The organism is Halomonas salsilacus (assembly GCF_051216275.1).
Taxonomy (GTDB): Bacteria; Pseudomonadota; Gammaproteobacteria; order Pseudomonadales; family Halomonadaceae; genus Halomonas.
This window is the reverse complement of record NZ_JBPKAQ010000002.1, coordinates 109,263-126,146: the sequence shown is the minus strand read 5'-3', so window position 1 is coordinate 126,146 and position 16,884 is coordinate 109,263. Positions and strand designations below refer to the sequence as shown.

General features: G+C 67.1%; 19 protein-coding genes and 1 pseudogene. 13 read left to right on the top strand and 7 right to left on the bottom strand.

Annotated elements, in window-relative coordinates; all coding sequences use genetic code 11:
- The first annotated feature begins 8 nt into the window (after window positions 1–8).
- Genes rsmA through ACR80S_RS03930 form a run of 5 tightly spaced genes read left to right on the top strand, consistent with a single transcriptional unit; the run spans window position 9 to window position 3,620 of the window.
- Complete coding sequence (gene rsmA / locus ACR80S_RS03950) at window positions 9–839, top strand: 16S rRNA (adenine(1518)-N(6)/adenine(1519)-N(6))-dimethyltransferase RsmA (RefSeq protein ID WP_435399229.1); 831 nt, start codon at window positions 9–11, stop codon at window positions 837–839.
- Window positions 836–1,234, top strand: coding sequence for a Co2+/Mg2+ efflux protein ApaG (gene apaG, locus ACR80S_RS03945; protein WP_435399228.1), 399 nt, complete (start codon window positions 836–838; stop codon window positions 1,232–1,234). Before rsmA ends, apaG begins: the two co-directional genes overlap by 4 nt.
- Window positions 1,235–1,276: 42 nt before the next feature.
- Window positions 1,277–2,095 (top strand): symmetrical bis(5'-nucleosyl)-tetraphosphatase, encoded by an 819-nt coding sequence (locus ACR80S_RS03940; protein ID WP_435402622.1) that lies wholly within the window; start codon window positions 1,277–1,279, stop codon window positions 2,093–2,095.
- Window positions 2,096–2,141: 46 nt separating this feature from the next.
- Window positions 2,142–2,462 carry a thiosulfate sulfurtransferase GlpE gene (glpE, locus tag ACR80S_RS03935; RefSeq protein ID WP_435402621.1) on the top strand — a complete coding sequence of 107 codons (321 nt, stop codon included), beginning with the start codon at window positions 2,142–2,144 and terminating at the stop codon, window positions 2,460–2,462.
- A 3-nt stretch (window positions 2,463–2,465) separates the two neighbouring features.
- Window positions 2,466–3,620, top strand: coding sequence for a polynucleotide adenylyltransferase (locus ACR80S_RS03930; protein ID WP_435402620.1), 1,155 nt, complete (start codon window positions 2,466–2,468; stop codon window positions 3,618–3,620).
- Between the two features lie 16 nt (window positions 3,621–3,636).
- Here ACR80S_RS03930 and folK read toward each other — a convergent pair whose 3' ends face one another.
- Window positions 3,637–4,155: a 2-amino-4-hydroxy-6-hydroxymethyldihydropteridine diphosphokinase gene (gene folK / locus ACR80S_RS03925; protein WP_435399224.1), complete on the bottom strand. Its 519-nt coding sequence runs from the start codon at window positions 4,153–4,155 to the stop codon at window positions 3,637–3,639.
- Window positions 4,155–4,520 (bottom strand): dihydroneopterin aldolase, encoded by a 366-nt coding sequence (gene folB, locus ACR80S_RS03920; RefSeq protein ID WP_435402619.1) that lies wholly within the window; start codon window positions 4,518–4,520, stop codon window positions 4,155–4,157. The genes folK and folB overlap by 1 nt, the downstream gene beginning before the upstream one ends.
- A 169-nt stretch (window positions 4,521–4,689) precedes the next feature.
- Between folB and plsY the strand changes: the two genes are divergently transcribed.
- Window positions 4,690–5,298, top strand: a complete 609-nt coding sequence (gene plsY / locus ACR80S_RS03915) for a glycerol-3-phosphate 1-O-acyltransferase PlsY (protein WP_435402618.1) — start codon at window positions 4,690–4,692, stop codon at window positions 5,296–5,298.
- 57 nt (window positions 5,299–5,355) lie between these two features.
- Here plsY and tsaD read toward each other — a convergent pair whose 3' ends face one another.
- Entirely contained in the window at window positions 5,356–6,393 is a 1,038-nt protein-coding gene (gene tsaD, locus ACR80S_RS03910; protein ID WP_435399221.1) for a tRNA (adenosine(37)-N6)-threonylcarbamoyltransferase complex transferase subunit TsaD, read from the bottom strand.
- A 261-nt stretch (window positions 6,394–6,654) separates the two neighbouring features.
- Here tsaD and rpsU point away from each other — a divergent pair, with 261 nt between their 5' ends.
- Complete coding sequence (rpsU, locus tag ACR80S_RS03905; protein WP_017430978.1) at window positions 6,655–6,870, top strand: 30S ribosomal protein S21; 216 nt, start codon at window positions 6,655–6,657, stop codon at window positions 6,868–6,870.
- Window positions 6,871–7,029: 159 nt separating this feature from the next.
- Window positions 7,030–8,886, top strand: a complete 1,857-nt coding sequence (dnaG, locus tag ACR80S_RS03900; RefSeq protein WP_435399220.1) for a DNA primase — start codon at window positions 7,030–7,032, stop codon at window positions 8,884–8,886.
- Window positions 8,887–8,894: 8 nt separating this feature from the next.
- Here dnaG and ACR80S_RS03895 read toward each other — a convergent pair whose 3' ends face one another.
- Complete coding sequence (locus ACR80S_RS03895; RefSeq protein WP_435399219.1) at window positions 8,895–9,113, bottom strand: hypothetical protein; 219 nt, start codon at window positions 9,111–9,113, stop codon at window positions 8,895–8,897.
- 25 nt (window positions 9,114–9,138) lie between these two features.
- On the opposite strand from ACR80S_RS03895, the gene rpoD reads away from it, so the two are divergent.
- Complete coding sequence (gene rpoD, locus ACR80S_RS03890) at window positions 9,139–10,974, top strand: RNA polymerase sigma factor RpoD (RefSeq protein WP_435399218.1); 1,836 nt, start codon at window positions 9,139–9,141, stop codon at window positions 10,972–10,974.
- 249 nt (window positions 10,975–11,223) lie between these two features.
- On the opposite strand, the gene ACR80S_RS03885 is transcribed toward rpoD, so the two are convergent.
- The 3 genes and pseudogenes from ACR80S_RS03885 to ACR80S_RS03875 all read right to left on the bottom strand — a co-directional run.
- On the bottom strand, window positions 11,224–11,880 hold the full coding sequence (locus tag ACR80S_RS03885) for a hypothetical protein (protein ID WP_435399217.1): 657 nt from the start codon (window positions 11,878–11,880) through the stop codon (window positions 11,224–11,226).
- Between the two features lie 133 nt (window positions 11,881–12,013).
- A complete protein-coding gene (locus ACR80S_RS03880) occupies window positions 12,014–12,169 on the bottom strand; it encodes a hypothetical protein (protein WP_435402617.1) in 156 nt (51 codons plus the stop codon).
- A 10-nt stretch (window positions 12,170–12,179) separates the two neighbouring features.
- Window positions 12,180–12,257 (bottom strand): annotated as a pseudogene (locus ACR80S_RS03875) (helix-turn-helix domain-containing protein); the annotation flags it as partial.
- Window positions 12,258–13,026: 769 nt separating this feature from the next.
- Between ACR80S_RS03875 and ACR80S_RS03870 the strand changes: the two are divergent.
- The 4 genes from ACR80S_RS03870 to ACR80S_RS03855 all read left to right on the top strand — a co-directional run bounded on the left by ACR80S_RS03870 (window position 13,027) and on the right by ACR80S_RS03855 (window position 16,859).
- A complete protein-coding gene (locus ACR80S_RS03870; protein WP_435402616.1) occupies window positions 13,027–13,797 on the top strand; it encodes an ABC transporter ATP-binding protein in 771 nt (256 codons plus the stop codon).
- The gene (locus ACR80S_RS03865; RefSeq protein WP_435402615.1) at window positions 13,794–14,552 is read left to right on the top strand and encodes an ABC transporter ATP-binding protein; all 759 of its coding nucleotides are present in this window, start codon (window positions 13,794–13,796) and stop codon (window positions 14,550–14,552) included. Before ACR80S_RS03870 ends, ACR80S_RS03865 begins: the two co-directional genes overlap by 4 nt.
- A 140-nt stretch (window positions 14,553–14,692) precedes the next feature.
- On the top strand, window positions 14,693–15,913 hold the full coding sequence (locus ACR80S_RS03860) for an ABC transporter substrate-binding protein (protein ID WP_435402614.1): 1,221 nt from the start codon (window positions 14,693–14,695) through the stop codon (window positions 15,911–15,913).
- A 58-nt stretch (window positions 15,914–15,971) separates the two neighbouring features.
- Window positions 15,972–16,859 (top strand): branched-chain amino acid ABC transporter permease, encoded by an 888-nt coding sequence (locus tag ACR80S_RS03855; RefSeq protein WP_435402204.1) that lies wholly within the window; start codon window positions 15,972–15,974, stop codon window positions 16,857–16,859.
- Window positions 16,860–16,884: the final 25 nt, after the last annotated feature.

The window sequence follows — 16,884 nt, the reverse complement described above, 5'->3', positions numbered from 1 at the left end:
ACCCCTGAATGTCATCTCGACCCCCGGCTCACCGGGCTCGCAAGCGCTTCGGCCAGAACTTCCTGCGTGACCGCGGCATCATCTCGCGTATCGTGCGCGCCATCGGGCCGCGTCCCGGCGAGCGCCTGGTCGAGATCGGCCCCGGCCAGGGCGCACTCACCGAGCCGTTGCTGGAGGCCTCCGACGGGCATCTCGAGGTGATCGAGCTCGACCGGGATCTCATCCCAGGGCTACGGGTGCAGTTCTTCAACTTTCCCAACTTCGTGATCCACGAGGGCGACGCCCTCAAGTTCGACTTTCGCGCCCTGCGCGGCGAGGGCGAGCCGCTGCGGGTGGTGGGCAACCTGCCCTACAACATCTCCACCCCGCTGATTGCCCACCTGCTCCAGGCGGGCGACGCCATCGCCGACATGCACTTCATGCTGCAGAAGGAGGTGGTGGAGCGCCTGGCCGCTGCGCCGGGCGGCCCCGACTGGGGGCGGCTGTCGGTGATGGCCCAGTACCGCTGCCAAGTGGAGTCGCTGTTCATGGTGCCGCCGGAGGCCTTCGTGCCACAGCCCAAGGTGGATTCCGCCATCGTGCGCTTGACGCCCCACGCCGTGCTGCCGCACCCGGCAGTCGATGAGACGCTGCTCTTCACCCTTGTGCGCGAGGCCTTCGGCCAGCGCCGCAAGACCCTGCGCAACAACCTCAAGGGGCGCATCGCGGCAGACGAGCTCGAGACGCTGGGCATCGATCCCGCCCGCCGCCCCCAGACCCTCACGGTGGAGGAGTTCGTGCATATCGCCAACCACCTGGCCGCCAGCGGCGACCGAGATGGTGAGGAGATGTCGCAATGAGCCCCATGCTGCCGGAGGCCCTGCAGGGCCAGGTCAGGGTCGAGGTCGAACCCGAATTCCGCGAGGAGGAGTCCGCGCCGACCGAGGACCGCTACGTGTTCAGCTACACGGTGACGGTGCACAACGCCTCCCGCCACAGCATCCAGCTGATGGCCCGCCACTGGAAGATCACCCAGGGCAGCGGCAAGGTGCAGGAGGTGCGTGGCAAGGGGGTGGTGGGGCAGCAGCCGATGATCGGGCCGGGGCAGCAGTTCCGCTACACCAGCCGGGCGATTCTTGATGGCCCGGTGGGGGTGATGGAGGGCGACTACACCTGCGTGGACACCGCCTCCCAGCGTCCCTTCGAGGTGGCCATCGCCCCCTTCCGCCTGGCCGGCCCCAACCAGGTGCACTGAATTCCCTTTGCTCGAAGTCAGACACAGAAACCAGGAGAGCCCATGACCACCTACGCCATCGGCGACCTCCAGGGCTGCCACGCCGAGTTCGTCGAGCTGCTCGAGGCCCTCGACTTCGACCCTCGCCGGGACCGGCTGTGGCTGGCCGGCGACCTGGTCAATCGCGGCCCGGGGTCGCTGGAGTGCCTGCGCGAGGTCAAGGCGCTGGGCGCTGCCGCGGTGACGGTGCTTGGCAACCACGACCTGCACCTGCTGGCGGTGGCCCGTGGCGGTGCGGCGCTGAACCGCAAGGACACCCTGGGCACCATTCTCGTCGCCCCGGATCGCGAGGCGCTGCTGGACTGGCTGCAGTCGCAGCCGCTGCTGGTGCGCGAGACGCTGGGCCACGACACCCTGATGACCCATGCCGGCCTGCTGCCCCGGTGGTCGCTGGACCAGGCCGCCCGGCTTGCCGGCGAGGTCGAGGCGGTGCTCGGCAGCGAGCGTGCCGGCACCTTCCTGGAGCGGATGTACGGGAACGCGCCCATGTTGTGGAGCGACGATCTCGACGGCATCGACCGGCTGCGTGCCATCGTCAACGTCTTTACCCGGATGCGCTTCATCGACGCGGAGGGTCGCCTCGACTTCGCCGCCAAGGAGGGGCTCGACAGCGCGCCGCCGGGTTTCGCTCCCTGGTTCCAGTACCCTCGCGCCGACGACGCCCGGCTGCTGTTCGGCCACTGGGCGGCCCTGCAGGGGGCGACCCCGGACAGTCGCGTCAACGCCCAGGCCCTGGATACCGGCTGCGTGTGGGGCGGCACGCTCACCGCGCTGGCCCTCGAGAGCGGCCAGCGCACAAGCGTTCCCAGCCACCGGCGCTGACGGCGACCACTTCCCGGCCACGAATTCCCTGACGCGAGAGGCCACCATGAGTTTTCAGCACCTCGACATCCCGACCCTTCAGGCCTGGCTCGATGAGGGCCGCGAGGCGGCCCTGGTCGATATCCGCGACCCCATGAGCTATGCCCAGGGCCGGATCCCCGGCAGCCGGCGTCTCGACAACGACAGCGTCGGTACCTTCCTCGACGAGACGCCGGTCGAGCGGCCGGTGGTGGTGGTCTGCTATCACGGCCACTCCAGCCAGCAGGCCGCTGCCTGGCTGGCGGGGCAGGGTCTGGTCGAGGTCTACAGCCTCGACGGCGGCTTCACCGAGTGGCAGCGACGCCACCCCGATCGCGTGGAGGCCTGACCCGTGAGCGCGACACGGGATCCCGCCGTGGAGGGCCTGAAGGTCTACTGCGTGGGTGGGGCGGTACGCGATGCGCGGCTGGGCTGGCCGGTCTACGACCACGACTGGGTGGTCGTGGGGGCCACGCCCGAAGAAATGCGCCGTCGCGGCTTCAAGCCGGTGGGGCGCGACTTCCCGGTCTTTCTGCATCCCGAGAGCCACGAGGAGTACGCCCTGGCCCGCACCGAGCGCAAGGCAGGCCATGGCTACACCGGTTTCGTGGTGCACGCCAGCCCCGAGGTGACCCTGGAGGAGGACCTGGCGCGCCGCGACCTGACCCTCAACGCCATGGCCGAGACCCCCGAGGGCGAACTGATCGACCCCTATGGCGGCCTGGCCGACCTGGAGGTGCGGGTGCTGCGCCATGTCTCGTCGGCCTTCGTCGAGGACCCGCTGCGGGTGTTGCGCGCCGCGCGCTTCCTGGCCCGCTACGCCGGTCTCGGCTTCACTATCGCCGTGGAGACCCGGGCGCTGATGCACGAACTGGTGGTGAGCGGCGAGATCGGCCACCTGGTGGCCGAGCGCGTCTGGACCGAAACCGAGAAGGCGCTCGGCGAGCCCTGGCCGGAGGTCTACTTCCAGACCCTGGCCGACTGCGGCGCCCTGGCGGTATTGATGCCGGAGCTGGCCGCCGATCCCGAGGCCCTGGACGAGGCCCTGGGCCGGCTGCACTGCCTGCCGGAAGAGCTCGACGGCGAGGCGCGGGTGCGCTGGCGCTGGGCGCGGCTGGTGGAGCATCTGGACGAGGCGCCGCGGGCCGCCCTGGCGGAGCGGCTGCGGCTGCCCAGGGCCCATGCCGCCCTGGCCCGGCAGGCGGCCCTGACCCGCCAGCTGTGCCGGGAAGCCGGGGCAGGGAAGCTGACGGCCGAGCGGCTCCTGGCCTGGCTGGACGGCATCGATGCCTGGCGCCGCAGCGAGCGGGTGGCGCCGCTGGTGAGCCTGGTGAGCCTGGAGGCGCCGGCCCTGGCCGACGACCTGGCGCTGGCCTGGCGGCTCGCCGCCCAGGTGCTGCCGAAGACGCTGGTGGGGGAGGGGTTCCAGGGGCGCGAACTGGGCGAGGAGCTGGCTCGGCGACGGTGCGAGGTCATCGAGGCGGCGCTGGCGCCCCCGGCACCCTGAGGCGTGTCGAGTCGATTCAGTCGGCCCGGGAGATCACCCGCCCGGCCCAGGTGAAGTCCACCGCCCAGAGGCGCTGGCCACCGGAGTCGAAGTCGGCCCACAGCGCCGCATAGGTCTCGCCGCTCTCGGGGTGGCGGCCATCGGGCAGCAGTTCGGCCATGGGCTGGAGCACGAAGGCGTGATGATGAATCTCGTCCCGGGGCAGGGCGACGCCGTCGTGCTCCCCGGTGCGCTCGCCCACGGTCAGCAGGTCGATGTCCAGGGTGCGCGGGCTGAACTTGGGGCTGTCCTTGCGTCGGCCGTTGGCGAACTCCAGTGCCTTGCACCAGGCCTGCAGCTCGCCTACCGACCAGTCGCTCTCGAAGGCGGTCACCAGGTTGTAGAAGTTGCGCCCATCCTCGAAGCCCACCGGCTCGCTCTCGAACACCCGCGAGATCAGAAGCGTCCCAAAGGTGTCCGCCAGGCCGTCCAGGCAGGCGCGCACATGGCGGTCGCGCTCGATGTTGCTGCCGATGCTCACCGTGACCAGGGCCATCACGCCGCTCCCGGGCGGGCGCCGCGCTCGATCTGCACGCCAACGGCCGCCGCCGCGGGCACCGCACCGGGCTTGCGCACGGTCAGTCGCAGCCAGGCAATACCGAACTCCTCGCGCAGGGTGTCGGCCAGCCGCTCGGCGAAGGTCTCCACCAGGGCGAAGTCGTGGGCGGCGGCGAAGGCCTCGATGCGCTCGCTGATGTCGGCATAGTCCAGCGTCAGGGCGATGTCGTCGTCGGCCGCCGCCGGGCGGACGTCGGTGGCCAGCGCCAGGTCGAGCACCAGGCGCTGGGTGATGGTGCGCTCCCAGTCGTAGACCCCGATGACGGTGTCGACGCCGAGGGACTCGATCAGCACGAGATCCATGGTGTGAGGGTTCTTCCGCAGTCAGAGAGTGAGTGCCGCAGCCGTCGAACCGGCCGGGACAGGCGTGGCGGGATTGTACGCCAGCCACCGTCCGGCGAACACCGCCGGCGCTGGGCGCGCTTCGGTGCGCCTGGCAGAATGGGGCCTGTTGCTTTTCGGGAGGCCGGTCATGGAGGCGCCATCTACCCTGTTGCTGCCGCTGGTGGCCCTGTTGCCACCGCTGGTGGCGCTGGGCTATCTCAGCGGCAGTTGGCTGGGTGCCCTGACCGTCTGTCGGCTGGCCGGCGTCGGCGACCCGCGTCTGGCAGGCTCCTTCAATCCCGGTTTCTCCAACGTGCTCAGACTCCACGGGCGTCGCCTGGCGCTGGCCACCCTGCTGGTGGATGCCGCCAAGGGCATGCCCGTGCTGGTGCTGGCGATCCGGCTGGGGCTGCCGCCCTGGGCCCAGGGGCTTGTGGGCCTGGCGGTGCTGCTGGGCCACAGCTACCCGGCCTGGCACCGCTTTCGCGGCGGCAAGGCGGTGGCCAGCGCCTTCGGGGTGATGCTGGTGCTGACCCCCGGGGTGGCGCTGGTGTGTGCCCTGCTCTGGGCGCTGCTCGCCTGGCGGGTGCGCACCGCCGCCGTGGCCTCGCTGGCCAGCGCCGCCGCCGCGCCCCTGGCCAGCCTGTGGCTCGCCCCGGACTATGTCCTCGTGGTGATCGCCTTCACGCTGCTGGTGCTGGTGCGCCACGTGTTCAATATCCAGCGCCTTGGCTGCGGCGATGAGCCGGGGCTGTAGCTTGTGAGCTGTCAGTAAGAGAGCAGGCGAGGCCGGACAACGAAGCAGGGGGCCGGCTCAGCCTTGATTCGGCGCCTCCAGGGTATCCATTGGCCAGCGTGGCACCGCCTTCATCACGCCGATTTCGTCCTGTTCGCCGGCCAGCAGGCGCTGGGCGCCCACATAGGCGATCATCGCACCGTTGTCGGTGCAGAAGCGCCCTCGAGGGTAATAGGCCCGGGTGTCGCGCTTGGCGCACTCGCGCTCGAGCCGCTCGCGCAGGCGCACGTTGGCGCTGACTCCGCCGGCCACCACCAGGCGCTTGAGGCCGGTCTGGTCCAGGGCGCGGCGGCATTTGATCACCAGGCTATCCACCACCGCCTCCTCGAAGGCCCGGGCTACGTCGGCGCGGGCCCGATCGTCCAGGGCGCCCTGCGTCTCCAGGGCTCGGATGGCGGTGAGGGTGTGGGTCTTGAGGCCGGAGAAGCTGAAGTCGAGCCCCGGACGGTCGGTCATCGGCCGCGGAAAGCGGAAGCGCGTCGGATCACCGCTCCCGGCGAGCTTTGCCACATGGGGGCCTCCCGGGTAGTCCAGGCCGAGCATCTTGGCAGCCTTGTCGAAGGCCTCGCCGGCGGCGTCGTCCACGGATTCGCCGAGCAGGGTGTAGTGCCCCAGGCCGCGCACCTCGACCAGTTGGGTGTGGCCGCCGGAGACCAGCAGGGCCACGAAGGGAAAGTCGGGGCGCTCCTCCTCCAGCATGGGGGCCAGCAGGTGGCCCTCCATGTGGTGGACGCCGAGGACCGGAATGCCCAGGGCGCGAGCCATGCCGTGGGCGGTGGCGGCGCCCACCATGAGGGCACCCACCAGGCCGGGCCCCGCGGTGTAGGCGATGGCGTCGAGCGCTGCGCGGGACAGTCCGGCCTCGTCGAGCACCTGCTGGATCAGCGGCAGCAGGCGACGGGTGTGGTCCCGGGAGGCCAGCTCCGGCACCACCCCGCCGTATTCGGCGTGCATGGCGATCTGGCTGTAGAGGGCGTCGGCCACGAGGCCGCGCTCGGTGTCGAAGAGGGCGACGCCGGTTTCGTCGCAGGAGGTCTCGATGCCCAGTACGCGCATGGTGTCGGCTCGGTTGTGCAGAACAGGCCGGTATTCTACGTGGTTTGGGGGGGGAAAGCATTTGCAAAGGATAAGGGGCGCGACTAGACTACTGTGCGCTGCAATACTGGGTCGTGCACCCAGGTGGCGAACTCCTGCGACCGTCTCTGCCTTCCGGCTCGCCTTGCTGCGTTCCGGGCGTCTTTTTCGTCGCGAAAGCTGCCACCCACAGGGGTGTGCGTACTAACCGAACTCTAGTTACCTAAGGTAGGTGAGTGCTTAATGCCTTCTGTCAAAGTACGTGATAACGAGCCGTTTGACGTCGCCCTGCGTCGCTTCAAGCGTTCTTGCGAAAAAGCTGGTGTTCTCTCCGAAGTACGTCGTCGCGAGTCCTACGAGAAGCCCACTGCAGAGCGCAAGCGCAAGGCGGCGGCTGCCGTCAAGCGTCACGCCAAGAAGCTTCAGCGTGAGCGCAAGCGCTTCGAACGGCTCTATTGATCCGTGCTGGAGATAGTCGGGGCTTCGGCCCCGGCCGTCTCAGGAGGATGCCAAGCGGCCGCCATCCGGTGGCCGCTTGTTTTTCCGGGGCGTCGGCATCCCACCGGTGCCTGCACCCTGCAGCGATCGCATCGCGGCTCGTCGAGGTGATCCGATTCCATGGCAGGACAGATTCCCCAGCGCTTCCTCGATGACCTGCTGGCCCGCATCGACGTAGTCGAGGTGGTGGGCGAACGGGTCAAGCTGAAGAAGGCCGGTCGCAACTATTCCGGGCTGTGCCCCTTCCATCAGGAGAAGACGCCCTCGTTCACCGTCAGCGCCGACAAGCAGTTCTACCACTGCTTCGGTTGCAACGCCCACGGCAACGCCCTTGGCTTCCTGATGGAGTACGACAAGCTGCGTTTCCCCGAGGCGGTGGAGCAGCTGGCCGGGCGGCTGGGTCTTGAGGTGCCGCGCGAGGGCGCCGATGACCCGCGGGCCCAGGCCCGGGAACGCAAGCGCAAGGAGGGAGTCAATCTCCTCGAGCTGGCCGCCAGCTTCTTCCGCGAGCGGCTGAAGATGCCCGAGGGGCAGGGTGCCCGGGAGTATCTGGAGCGTCGCGGCCTCGCCCCGGAGGTGCAGCAGACCTTCGGCATCGGCTACGCCCCGAATGACTGGGAGGCGCTCAAGTGTCACCTCACCGAGCGCGGCATCGGCGAGGCAGTGCAGGTGGAGTATGGCCTGCTGGTGCACCGCGAGGAGAGCGGGCGCACCTACGATCGCTTCCGCGACCGGGTGATTTTTCCGATTCGCGACGTCAAGGGGCGCACCATCGCCTTCGGCGGCCGGGTGCTGGGTGATGCCAAGCCCAAGTACCTCAACTCGCCCGAGACCCCGGTGTTCCACAAGGGCCGCGAGCTCTACGGCCTCTTTGAAGCCCGCCAGGCGGACCATCGCCTGGAGCGGGTGGTGATCGTCGAGGGCTACACGGACGTCGTGGCCCTGGCCCAGTTCGGCATCCGCAATGCGGTGGCCACCCTGGGCACCTCGACCAGCGAGGAGCACCTGACACGGCTGTTCCGCGTGGTGAGCGAGGTGGTGTTCTGCTTCGATGGCGACCGCGCCGGGCGCCAGGCGGCGTCACGCGCCCTGGAGACGGTGCTGCCGCTGATGATCGACGGTCGCCAGGTGCGTTTCCTGTTCCTGCCCGAGGGCGAGGATCCGGACACCCTGGTGCGTCGCGAGGGGGCTGAGGCCTTTCAGGACCGCATCACCTGCGCCAATCCGCTGTCGGAGTTTCTCTTCGATCAGGCGGCCGCGGGGCGCGATTTGGCGCGCATCGAGGATCGCGAGCGCTTCGCCAGCCAGGTGCTGGCGGCGCTGGGTCGGCTGCCGGAGGGCGTGCTGAAGTCGCTGATGCTCAGTGAGCTCTCGCGACGCACCGGCGTCGAGACGGCAGACTTCAGCGCCCTGCTGGCGCGGGCCCGGTCGGCCGCTGTCGAATTCGCGCCTGGCCGGGACATGGCCGGCAGCGACGGGGCGGCTCAGTCCGCCGACATGCCCCAGACGGCACCGCCACTGGGAGAACGCGCGGCGCCGGCGGCCCGCTCCGGGGGCGCGCTGAGCCTGGCGGCCCGAGCCCTGCAGCTGCTGGTGCATGAGCCGGCGCTGGTGGGGCAGCTGCCTGAGGAGGATGGTTGGTGCCCGGAGGACGACCCCGACGGGCGCCTGTGCCGCGAGGTGATCCGTCTGCTGAGAGCGGGGCGCTACCGCAGCGCCCAGGTGCTGCTGGCCCACTTCCATGGCAGCGCCGAGGGCGAGCGTCTGGCGGGTCTGGCCCGCCGCGAGCTGCTGATTCCGAAGGAAGCGCGCGGCGCTGAACTGGAGGGGCTGGTCGCGCACTTTCGCCGTACCCGGCAGCGGCGGTCTCCCCAGGAGGAGATCGATGCGTTGTTGGCCAGAGAGCGGGTCGGCGAGCGATTGTCACGGGAAGAGAAGCAGCGGCTGATGGCCCTGCTCACTGAACTGCATGGCTGACCGCAAGGTCAACTACCATTATTTACACCATCATTCCGGTTGGCGCAGGGGTTGATTTTTCTCCTACCATCACCACATAGGAGAGACCGCCCAAAAAATGGCGCAACCTGACAACCTAACACACCTGATTGACCGCGCAAATAGAGCAAACTGGCAGAAAGTGGCGTTTTGGCGCTATACTGCTCGGCTTCACGAGTTTTCTCCACCGAGCGCTTCAGGTGCTTCATTCTTCTTCGTCGAGATAGGGTTTCTATGGCTGGAAATGCGCAGCAGCAGTCACGTCTGAAGGAGTTGATCGCGCGCGGCAAGGAACAGGGCTACCTGACCTATGCCGAGGTCAACGATCATCTACCCGAGGATATCGCCGACCCCGATCAGGTGGAAGACATCATCGGCATGATCAACGACATGGGTATTAGCGTCGTCGAGGAAGCTCCCGATGAAGATACCCTGATGATGTCGGATCACTCCACCGACGAGTCCGCCGCCGAGGAGGCCGTGGCGGCGCTGGCGGCGGTGGAGAGCGACGTGGGCCGAACCACCGACCCGGTGCGCATGTACATGCGCGAGATGGGGACCGTGGAGCTGCTGACCCGCGAGGGTGAGATCCTGATCGCCAAGCGCATCGAGGAGGGGACCCGCGAGGTGATGTCCGCGCTGGCCTATCTGCCCGGCGCGGTCGAATCGATCCTCGATGCCTACGACACCACCCAGGACGAGGAGGCTCCTGGCCGCCTGTCCGATCTCTTCTCCGGCTTCATCGACCCCGACGAAGGCATTCCCGGCGTGGCCGAGGCGGAGGTTCCCGAGGAGGAGCCCCACGACGAGAGCGATGATGACGATGAGGATGGCGAGGCCGAGGAGGAGACCACCGGCGGCCCAGATCCCGAGGAGGCCCGCGCCCGCTTCGAGCAGATTCGTGAGCAGAACGCCGTCGTTCAGGCCGCTATCGAGGCTCATGGCCGACATGCCAAGGAGGCCCAGGAGGAGCTGGCGCGGCTGGCCGAGCTGTTCTCGCCGATCAAGCTGGTGCCCAAGCACTTCGAGCGCCTGGTGAACCAGGTGCGCATCAGCGTCGAGCAGGTGCGCGCCCAGGAAAAGGCGGTCATGCAGCTGTGCGTCAAGAAGGCGCGGATTCCCCGTAAGACCTTCATCAAGGCCTTCCCGGGCAGCGAGGCCGACCCCGAGTGGCTCGACGCCTTCGGCAAGGAGTTCCCGAAGTACGTCGACCGCCTGGCACCGCTGCGCACGGATATCCAGCGTGCCCAGCGCAAGATCGCCTTCGAGGAGGCGATGGTTCGCCTGCCGGTGCAGGAGATCAAGGAGGTCAATCGCCGCCTCTCCATTGGCGAGGCCAAGGCACGCCGCGCCAAGAAGGAGATGGTCGAGGCCAACCTGCGCCTGGTGATCTCCATCGCCAAGAAGTACACCAACCGTGGCCTGCAGTTCCTGGATCTGATCCAGGAGGGCAACATCGGCCTGATGAAGGCGGTGGACAAGTTCGAATATCGCCGTGGCTACAAGTTCTCCACCTACGCCACCTGGTGGATCCGTCAGGCGATCACCCGCTCCATCGCCGACCAGGCGCGCACCATCCGTATTCCGGTGCACATGATCGAGACCATCAACAAGCTCAACCGGGTTTCCCGGCAGATGCTTCAGGAGATGGGCCGCGAGCCCACCCCCGAGGAGCTGGGCGAGCGTCTCGAGATGCCCGAGGACAAGGTGCGCAAGGTGCTCAAGATCGCCAAGGAGCCGATCTCCATGGAGACCCCCATCGGTGACGACGACGACTCGCACCTGGGTGACTTCATCGAGGACGGCACCATGATCCTGCCCATTGATTCCGCCACCGGCGAGGGGCTGATCGAGGCGACACGCAACGTGCTCGGCGGTCTCACCGCCCGTGAAGCCAAGGTGCTGCGCATGCGCTTCGGCATCGACATGAACACCGACCACACCCTCGAGGAGGTCGGCAAGCAGTTCGATGTCACCCGCGAGCGGATCCGTCAGATCGAGGCCAAGGCGCTGCGCAAGCTGCGCCATCCTAGCCGCTCCGAGCCGCTGCGCTCCTTCCTGGACGAGTAGCCCCTGGACGTCTAGTAGCCCCTGGACGTCTAGTAGCCCCTGGACGTCTAGTAGCCCCTGGGCGTCTAGTAGCCCCTGGACGACGAGTAGTCCCTGGACGAATAGTCACGGCGAGCAGCCCCGAGTCGAGCATCGGTTCGGGAAAATGAATAGCCCCCGCAGGCTGCTGAACTGCACCCCGAACGTTCAGCACTGCCTGCGGGGGCTTTTTGCTGGGCGATAAACGCGGGTGAGCGACGCCCGGCTGGCTCAGCCGGCGCGTCGCGCCCGGGCCCAGCGGCGGGCCAGCAGGGTCAGCTCGATCACCGCGATCAGGATCAGCGCATAGCCGAGCAGCTCCACCACTTCTTCCGCGGCGTCCTTGAAGGTGCGCACGTAGTGCTCCTGAAGCACGGCTTCCCAGAAGTCGCCGCGGCCGTAGAGGCGCGAGAAGACGTAGGTCACCAGCACCCCGGCGGCGAAGAAGCCGAAGGAGAAGCTGTTGGCGTAGCTCGCGAACTCTTCGACGAAGCGCCTGCGTTCGCGGATCACCCAGAACAGCACCGGCACAATCACCAGAGTGACCAGCACCTTCCAGGTGTGGCGCGCCACCCAGGTGTCCAGAAAGTAGTCCTGCTCGCGGATCAGAGAGGCGAACACGAATCCGAACATCAGCAGGGTAACCGTGGGCAGTACCTTGAGCACCTGGCGGGTATAGAGCAGCAGCAGCGAAGCGCTGAGCAGTACGGCACTCTGGGCGAGTTCGGTGAAGCCGTACTCGGAGAAGCGCACCTCCGGGTAGTGCAGCGCCTCGATGAAGGCGCCCTGGGCCAGGCCCGCAATGAACAGGATATAGAGCGTGGCGCGTATGCAGGTCGCGGTGAAGCTGATCGGCCAGGGGTGGCCGGGAGGCGGAAGTGGGGGCATGGGCGACTCGATTTCAGGATGAACATGCAGCTATGCATGTCATTCTACCCGTCTGCCTGCCCGAGCTCTAGCCTGGCCGGCGGCCTCGCCCGTCATTTTGTGACATTCGTTGTTTTTCAAGGCTGCCGTCCGCTCAGGCGAGCCCATCCAGCAGGTCGGCGTATTTGGCACGATGCTCCGGGACGATGATTCCGGAGAGCGCGGTGGCATCCCTGCGCTCGTCGATGATCCGGCAGTAGGCCTCGAAGGCGACGGCCAAGACGCGACGCGACGTCGTCGAGCACGTCAACGATCACCGCCTGGACGAGGTCCAGCTTGTTGCCGAAGTAGCGGTAGATCAGTCCCACGGAGACGCCTGCCTCGGTCGGTCTCCAGATAGCTGAAGTCCATTGCCGGGAGCACCCAGTGGCTCAGCACGAGATTGGCTGCGACGATGAATCTGCCCAGGGCAGGCATGAACACCAGCGTATAGGTGGGCAGCAGCGGCGCACCGGCGAAGAGCACTGCCACTGAGGCGCTCACCGGAGCCGCCACCAGGACGGAGTGCATGATTCACTCTCCCCCTTCAAGGGCCCTGTCCGTCAGCGTGACGGCCCCTCTTATGCGGGTGGCGATGCCGGGTGATGGCGGCGGCGTGGTGCTGCAAGGCCTGGGAAGCATGTGGAGTCCTCTTTCAGTGGATGTGAGCATGAGCCGCAGATGTTGTTCAGGCCTCTGCTCTCGGCACCAAAAGTGAACGCCTGCTCATTAATCATGAATAACCATTCATTTATTGGACTACAGTGACCTGCGTCGCAGTCGTCAACACCTCGTCAGCCGCTCATACGTGCAGCGTCCCTTCCTGCTCATCGGAAGTGCGTCGTACCCAGTGTTCCGTGCTGGGCACGGCACCTTGCCCGGGCAAATTATTTGTTACCAAGCTATTGAAAAGTCGAGTCCTACGCCATTGGTCGAGTCAGGCCCTTCGGGCTATTGCCGAGCCGCGCCGAGTCCTCTACCTTACGTTAACGTAAAGTGCCGGTTAGCCTCGCAAGCATGGGTGCCCGGCCAGTCCGATGCCGAGATGGCCAGAACAACGACAACGGCATACAACAACGACGACAGCACCAACGGCGGATCGCTCACGCGATCCTGAGAGGACGTCACATGACCCAGAACTTCATTCTGGAAACTCGGGGGTTGACCAAGGAATTCCGCGGCTTCACCGCCGTGGACGATGTCAACCTGCAGGTTCAGGAGGGGCACATCCACGCCCTGATCGGCCCCAACGGGGCCGGCAAGACCACGGTCTTCAACCTGCTCACCAAGTTCCTGCCGCCCACCCGCGGCGAGATCCTCTACCGCGGCAAGCCGATCACCGGCATGAAGGCCAACGAGATCGCCCGCCTGGGGCTGGTGCGCTCCTTCCAGATCTCGGCGGTGTTCGCCCACATGACCGCCATGGAGAACGTGCGCGTGGCGCTGCAGCGCCCGATGGGCACCTCCTTCCACTTCTGGAAGTCCGAACGCAGCCTCGATCACCTCAACGACCGCGCCATCGAACTGCTCGAGGAGGTGGGCCTGCGCGAGTACGCCGACGTGCTCACCGTGGAGATGCCCTACGGCCGCAAGCGCGCCCTGGAGGTCGCCACCACCCTGGCCATGGACCCCACCATGATGCTGCTCGACGAGCCGACCCAGGGCATGGGCGCCGAGGACGTCGACCGCATCGTCGAGTTGATCCGCCGGGTCGCCAAGGGGCGCACCGTGCTGATGGTGGAGCACAACCTCAGCGTGGTCAGCCGGCTGTGCGACCGCATCACCGTGCTGGCCCGCGGCGCGGTGCTGGCCGAGGGCGACTACGCCACGGTCTCCGCCGACCCGCGGGTCAAGGAGGCCTACATGGGCAGCGAAGCGGAAGAGGAGGCCAGCGCATGAACCAGGCAACGGCGGCGCGCGACGAGCGCGCGCTCGAGTCCCCGAACCACGATGGCGCCGAGATGCTGCGGGTCAGTGACCTGCACGCCTTCTACGGCGAGTCCCACATCCTCCACGGCGTCGACTTCAACGTGAAGCGCGGCGAACTGGTCACCCTGCTCGGGCGCAATGGCGCCGGTCGCAGCACCACCCTCAAGGCGATCATGAACATGGTCGGCCGTCGCACCGGCTCGATCATGATCAACGGCAACGAGACCCTCGACATGAAGCCCCACCGCATCCCGCGGCTGGGCATCGGCTACTGCCCCGAGGAGCGCGGCATCTTCGCCAGCCTCGACGTCGAGGAGAACCTGTTGTTGCCGCCCACGGTGCGCTCCGGCGGGATGTCGATCGACGAAATCTACGCGATGTTCCCCAACCTCTACGAGCGGCGGCGCAGCCCGGGCATGCGGCTCTCCGGGGGCGAGCAGCAGATGCTGGCCATGGCGCGGATCCTGCGCACCGGGGCGCGGCTGTTGCTGCTCGACGAGATCACCGAGGGGCTGGCGCCGGTCATCGTCCAGGCGCTGGGCCAGGTGCTGGTGAAGCTCAAGGAGCGCGGCATGACCATCGTGCTGGTGGAGCAGAACTTCCGCTTCGCGGCCCCGCTGGCCGACCGCCACTTCGTGATGGACCACGGTCTGATCGTCGAGGAGATCTCGGCGGCGGAGCTGCCCGGCAAGCGCGAGCACCTGCATACCTTGCTGGGCGTGTGAACCGGCGCCGCGGCAGGCCTTTACAACGCAAATAAACGCTACAGACGTCGCAGCAACAGCCACAATCATCGTTGCCACAACAGACGCAACATCAGTCGCAACAACAACAAGAGCCCCGCTTCGGGGCAGAGGAGAGCCACATGACCTTCATCAAGAAGAGCCTTACCACCGCCGTCGCCCTGGCCGCCACCGCCGCCATGGCCACCACCGTCCAGGCCGAGATCAGCGACGGCGAGATCCGCATCGGCTACCTGGCCGACATGTCCGGTACCTACCGCGACCTGGCCGGCCCCGGTGGGCTGGAAGCCCTCAACATGGCCGTGGAGGACATGGGCGGCAGCATCAACGGCGCGCCGATCCAGGTCTTCAGCGCCGACGACCGCAACAGCGCCGATGTGGGCGCCAACACCGTGCGGGAATGGTTCGACACCCGCAACGTCGACCTGGTCTCCGGCATGGTGGCTTCCTCGGTGGTCATCGCGGCCACCCGAGTGATCGAGGAGAACAACGGCCTGGGCATCATCTCCGGCTCCGCCGCTTCCAGCATCACTAACGAGCACTGCACCCCCAATCATATCCACTGGGTCTATGACACCTACCCGCTGGCCAACGGCACCGCCAAGGCGATCGTCGACCAGGGCGGCGACACCTGGTTCATGCTCACCGCCGACTACGCCTTTGGCCATGCCCTCGAAGGTGACGTGACCCGGGTGGTGGAGGAGAGCGGCGGCGAGATCGTCGGCGGCGTGCGTCATCCGTTCCCCACCGATGACTTCTCCTCCTACATCCTCCAGGCCCAGGGCTCCGGGGCCAAGATCATCGGCCTGGCCAATGCCGGTGCCGACACCGTCAACGCCATCAACACCGCCAGCCAGTTCGGCGTGGTCCAGGCAGGGCAGCAACTCGCCGGCCTGCTGGTGTTTTTGAACGATGTCTATGCCATGGGTCTGGAAACGACCCAGGGCCTGCTGCTGACCACCGGCTGGTACTGGAACATGGACGACGAGTCCCGCGAGTGGGCCGAGCGCTACTACGAGCGAGTGGGCCGCATGCCGACCATGGTTCAGGCCGGCATCTACTCCAGCACCATGCACTATCTGCAGACCGTGGCCGAGCTGGGCAGCGACGATCCGGTGGCGGTGCGCGCCGCCCTGGGTGAGAAACCGATCAACGACTTCTTCTCCCGCAACGGCCGGGTTCGCGAAGATGGCCGCATGGTCCACGACATGTTCCTGGCCCAGGTGAAGTCGCCCGAAGACTCCGAGCATGAGTGGGACCTCTACGAGATCCTCGCCACCATTCCCGCCGAGGAGGCGTTCCGTCCGCTCTCCGAGAGCCAGTGCAAGCTGGTGCAGAACTGAAGCGAGCAAGACCGGCGGCGGCGCAAGCCGCCGCCCCCTCTGACGGGAGATTCCTGACATGACGATGATATTCGGGGTGCCGGCGGCGGTATTCCTCGGCCAGCTGCTGCTGGGTCTGATCAACGGCGCCTTCTACGCCCTGCTCAGCCTGGGCCTGGCGGTGATCTTCGGCCTGCTGAAGATCGTCAACTTCGCCCACGGCGCCATGTACATGCTGGGGGCCTTCGCTACCCTGCTCGGCATGCGCTACCTGGGCATCAACTACTGGGCGGCGCTGCTGCTGGCACCGCTCTTCGTCGGCGTGTTCGGCATGCTGCTCGAGCGGTTCATGCTGCGCCGCATCGCCCACCTGGATCACCTCTACGGCCTGCTGCTGACCTTCGGTCTGGCACTGATCTTCGAGGGCACCCTGGTCAACTTCTTCGGCGTCTCCGGGGCGCGCTACCCAACCCCCGAACTGCTGCAGGGGGGCTTCCAGCTGGGCTTCATGTTCCTGCCGACGTATCGGGCCTTCGTGCTGGCGGCGGCCATCGTGGTCTGCGTGTTCACCTGGTTCATGATCGAGCGCACCCGGCTCGGAGCCTACCTGCGCGCCGGCACCGAGAACCCGGCGCTGATGCAGGCCTTCGGCGTCAACGTGCCACTGCTGATCACCCTCACCTATGGCTTTGGCGTGGCCCTGGCCGCCTTCGCCGGGGTGCTGGCCGCGCCGCTCTACCCGGTGTCGCCGACCATGGGCTCCAACCTGTTGATCGTGGTCTTCGCCGTGGTGGTGATCGGCGGCATGGGCTCGATCCTTGGCGCCGTGCTCACCGGCCTGGCCATGGGGCTGATCGAGGGCCTCACCAAGGTGTACTACCCCGAGGCGGCCAACACCGTGATCTTTCTGGTGATGATCCTGGTGCTGCTGATTCGACCCGCCGGCCTGTTCGGCAAGGAGGCATGACCATGTCCGTGACCCAGACACAGAC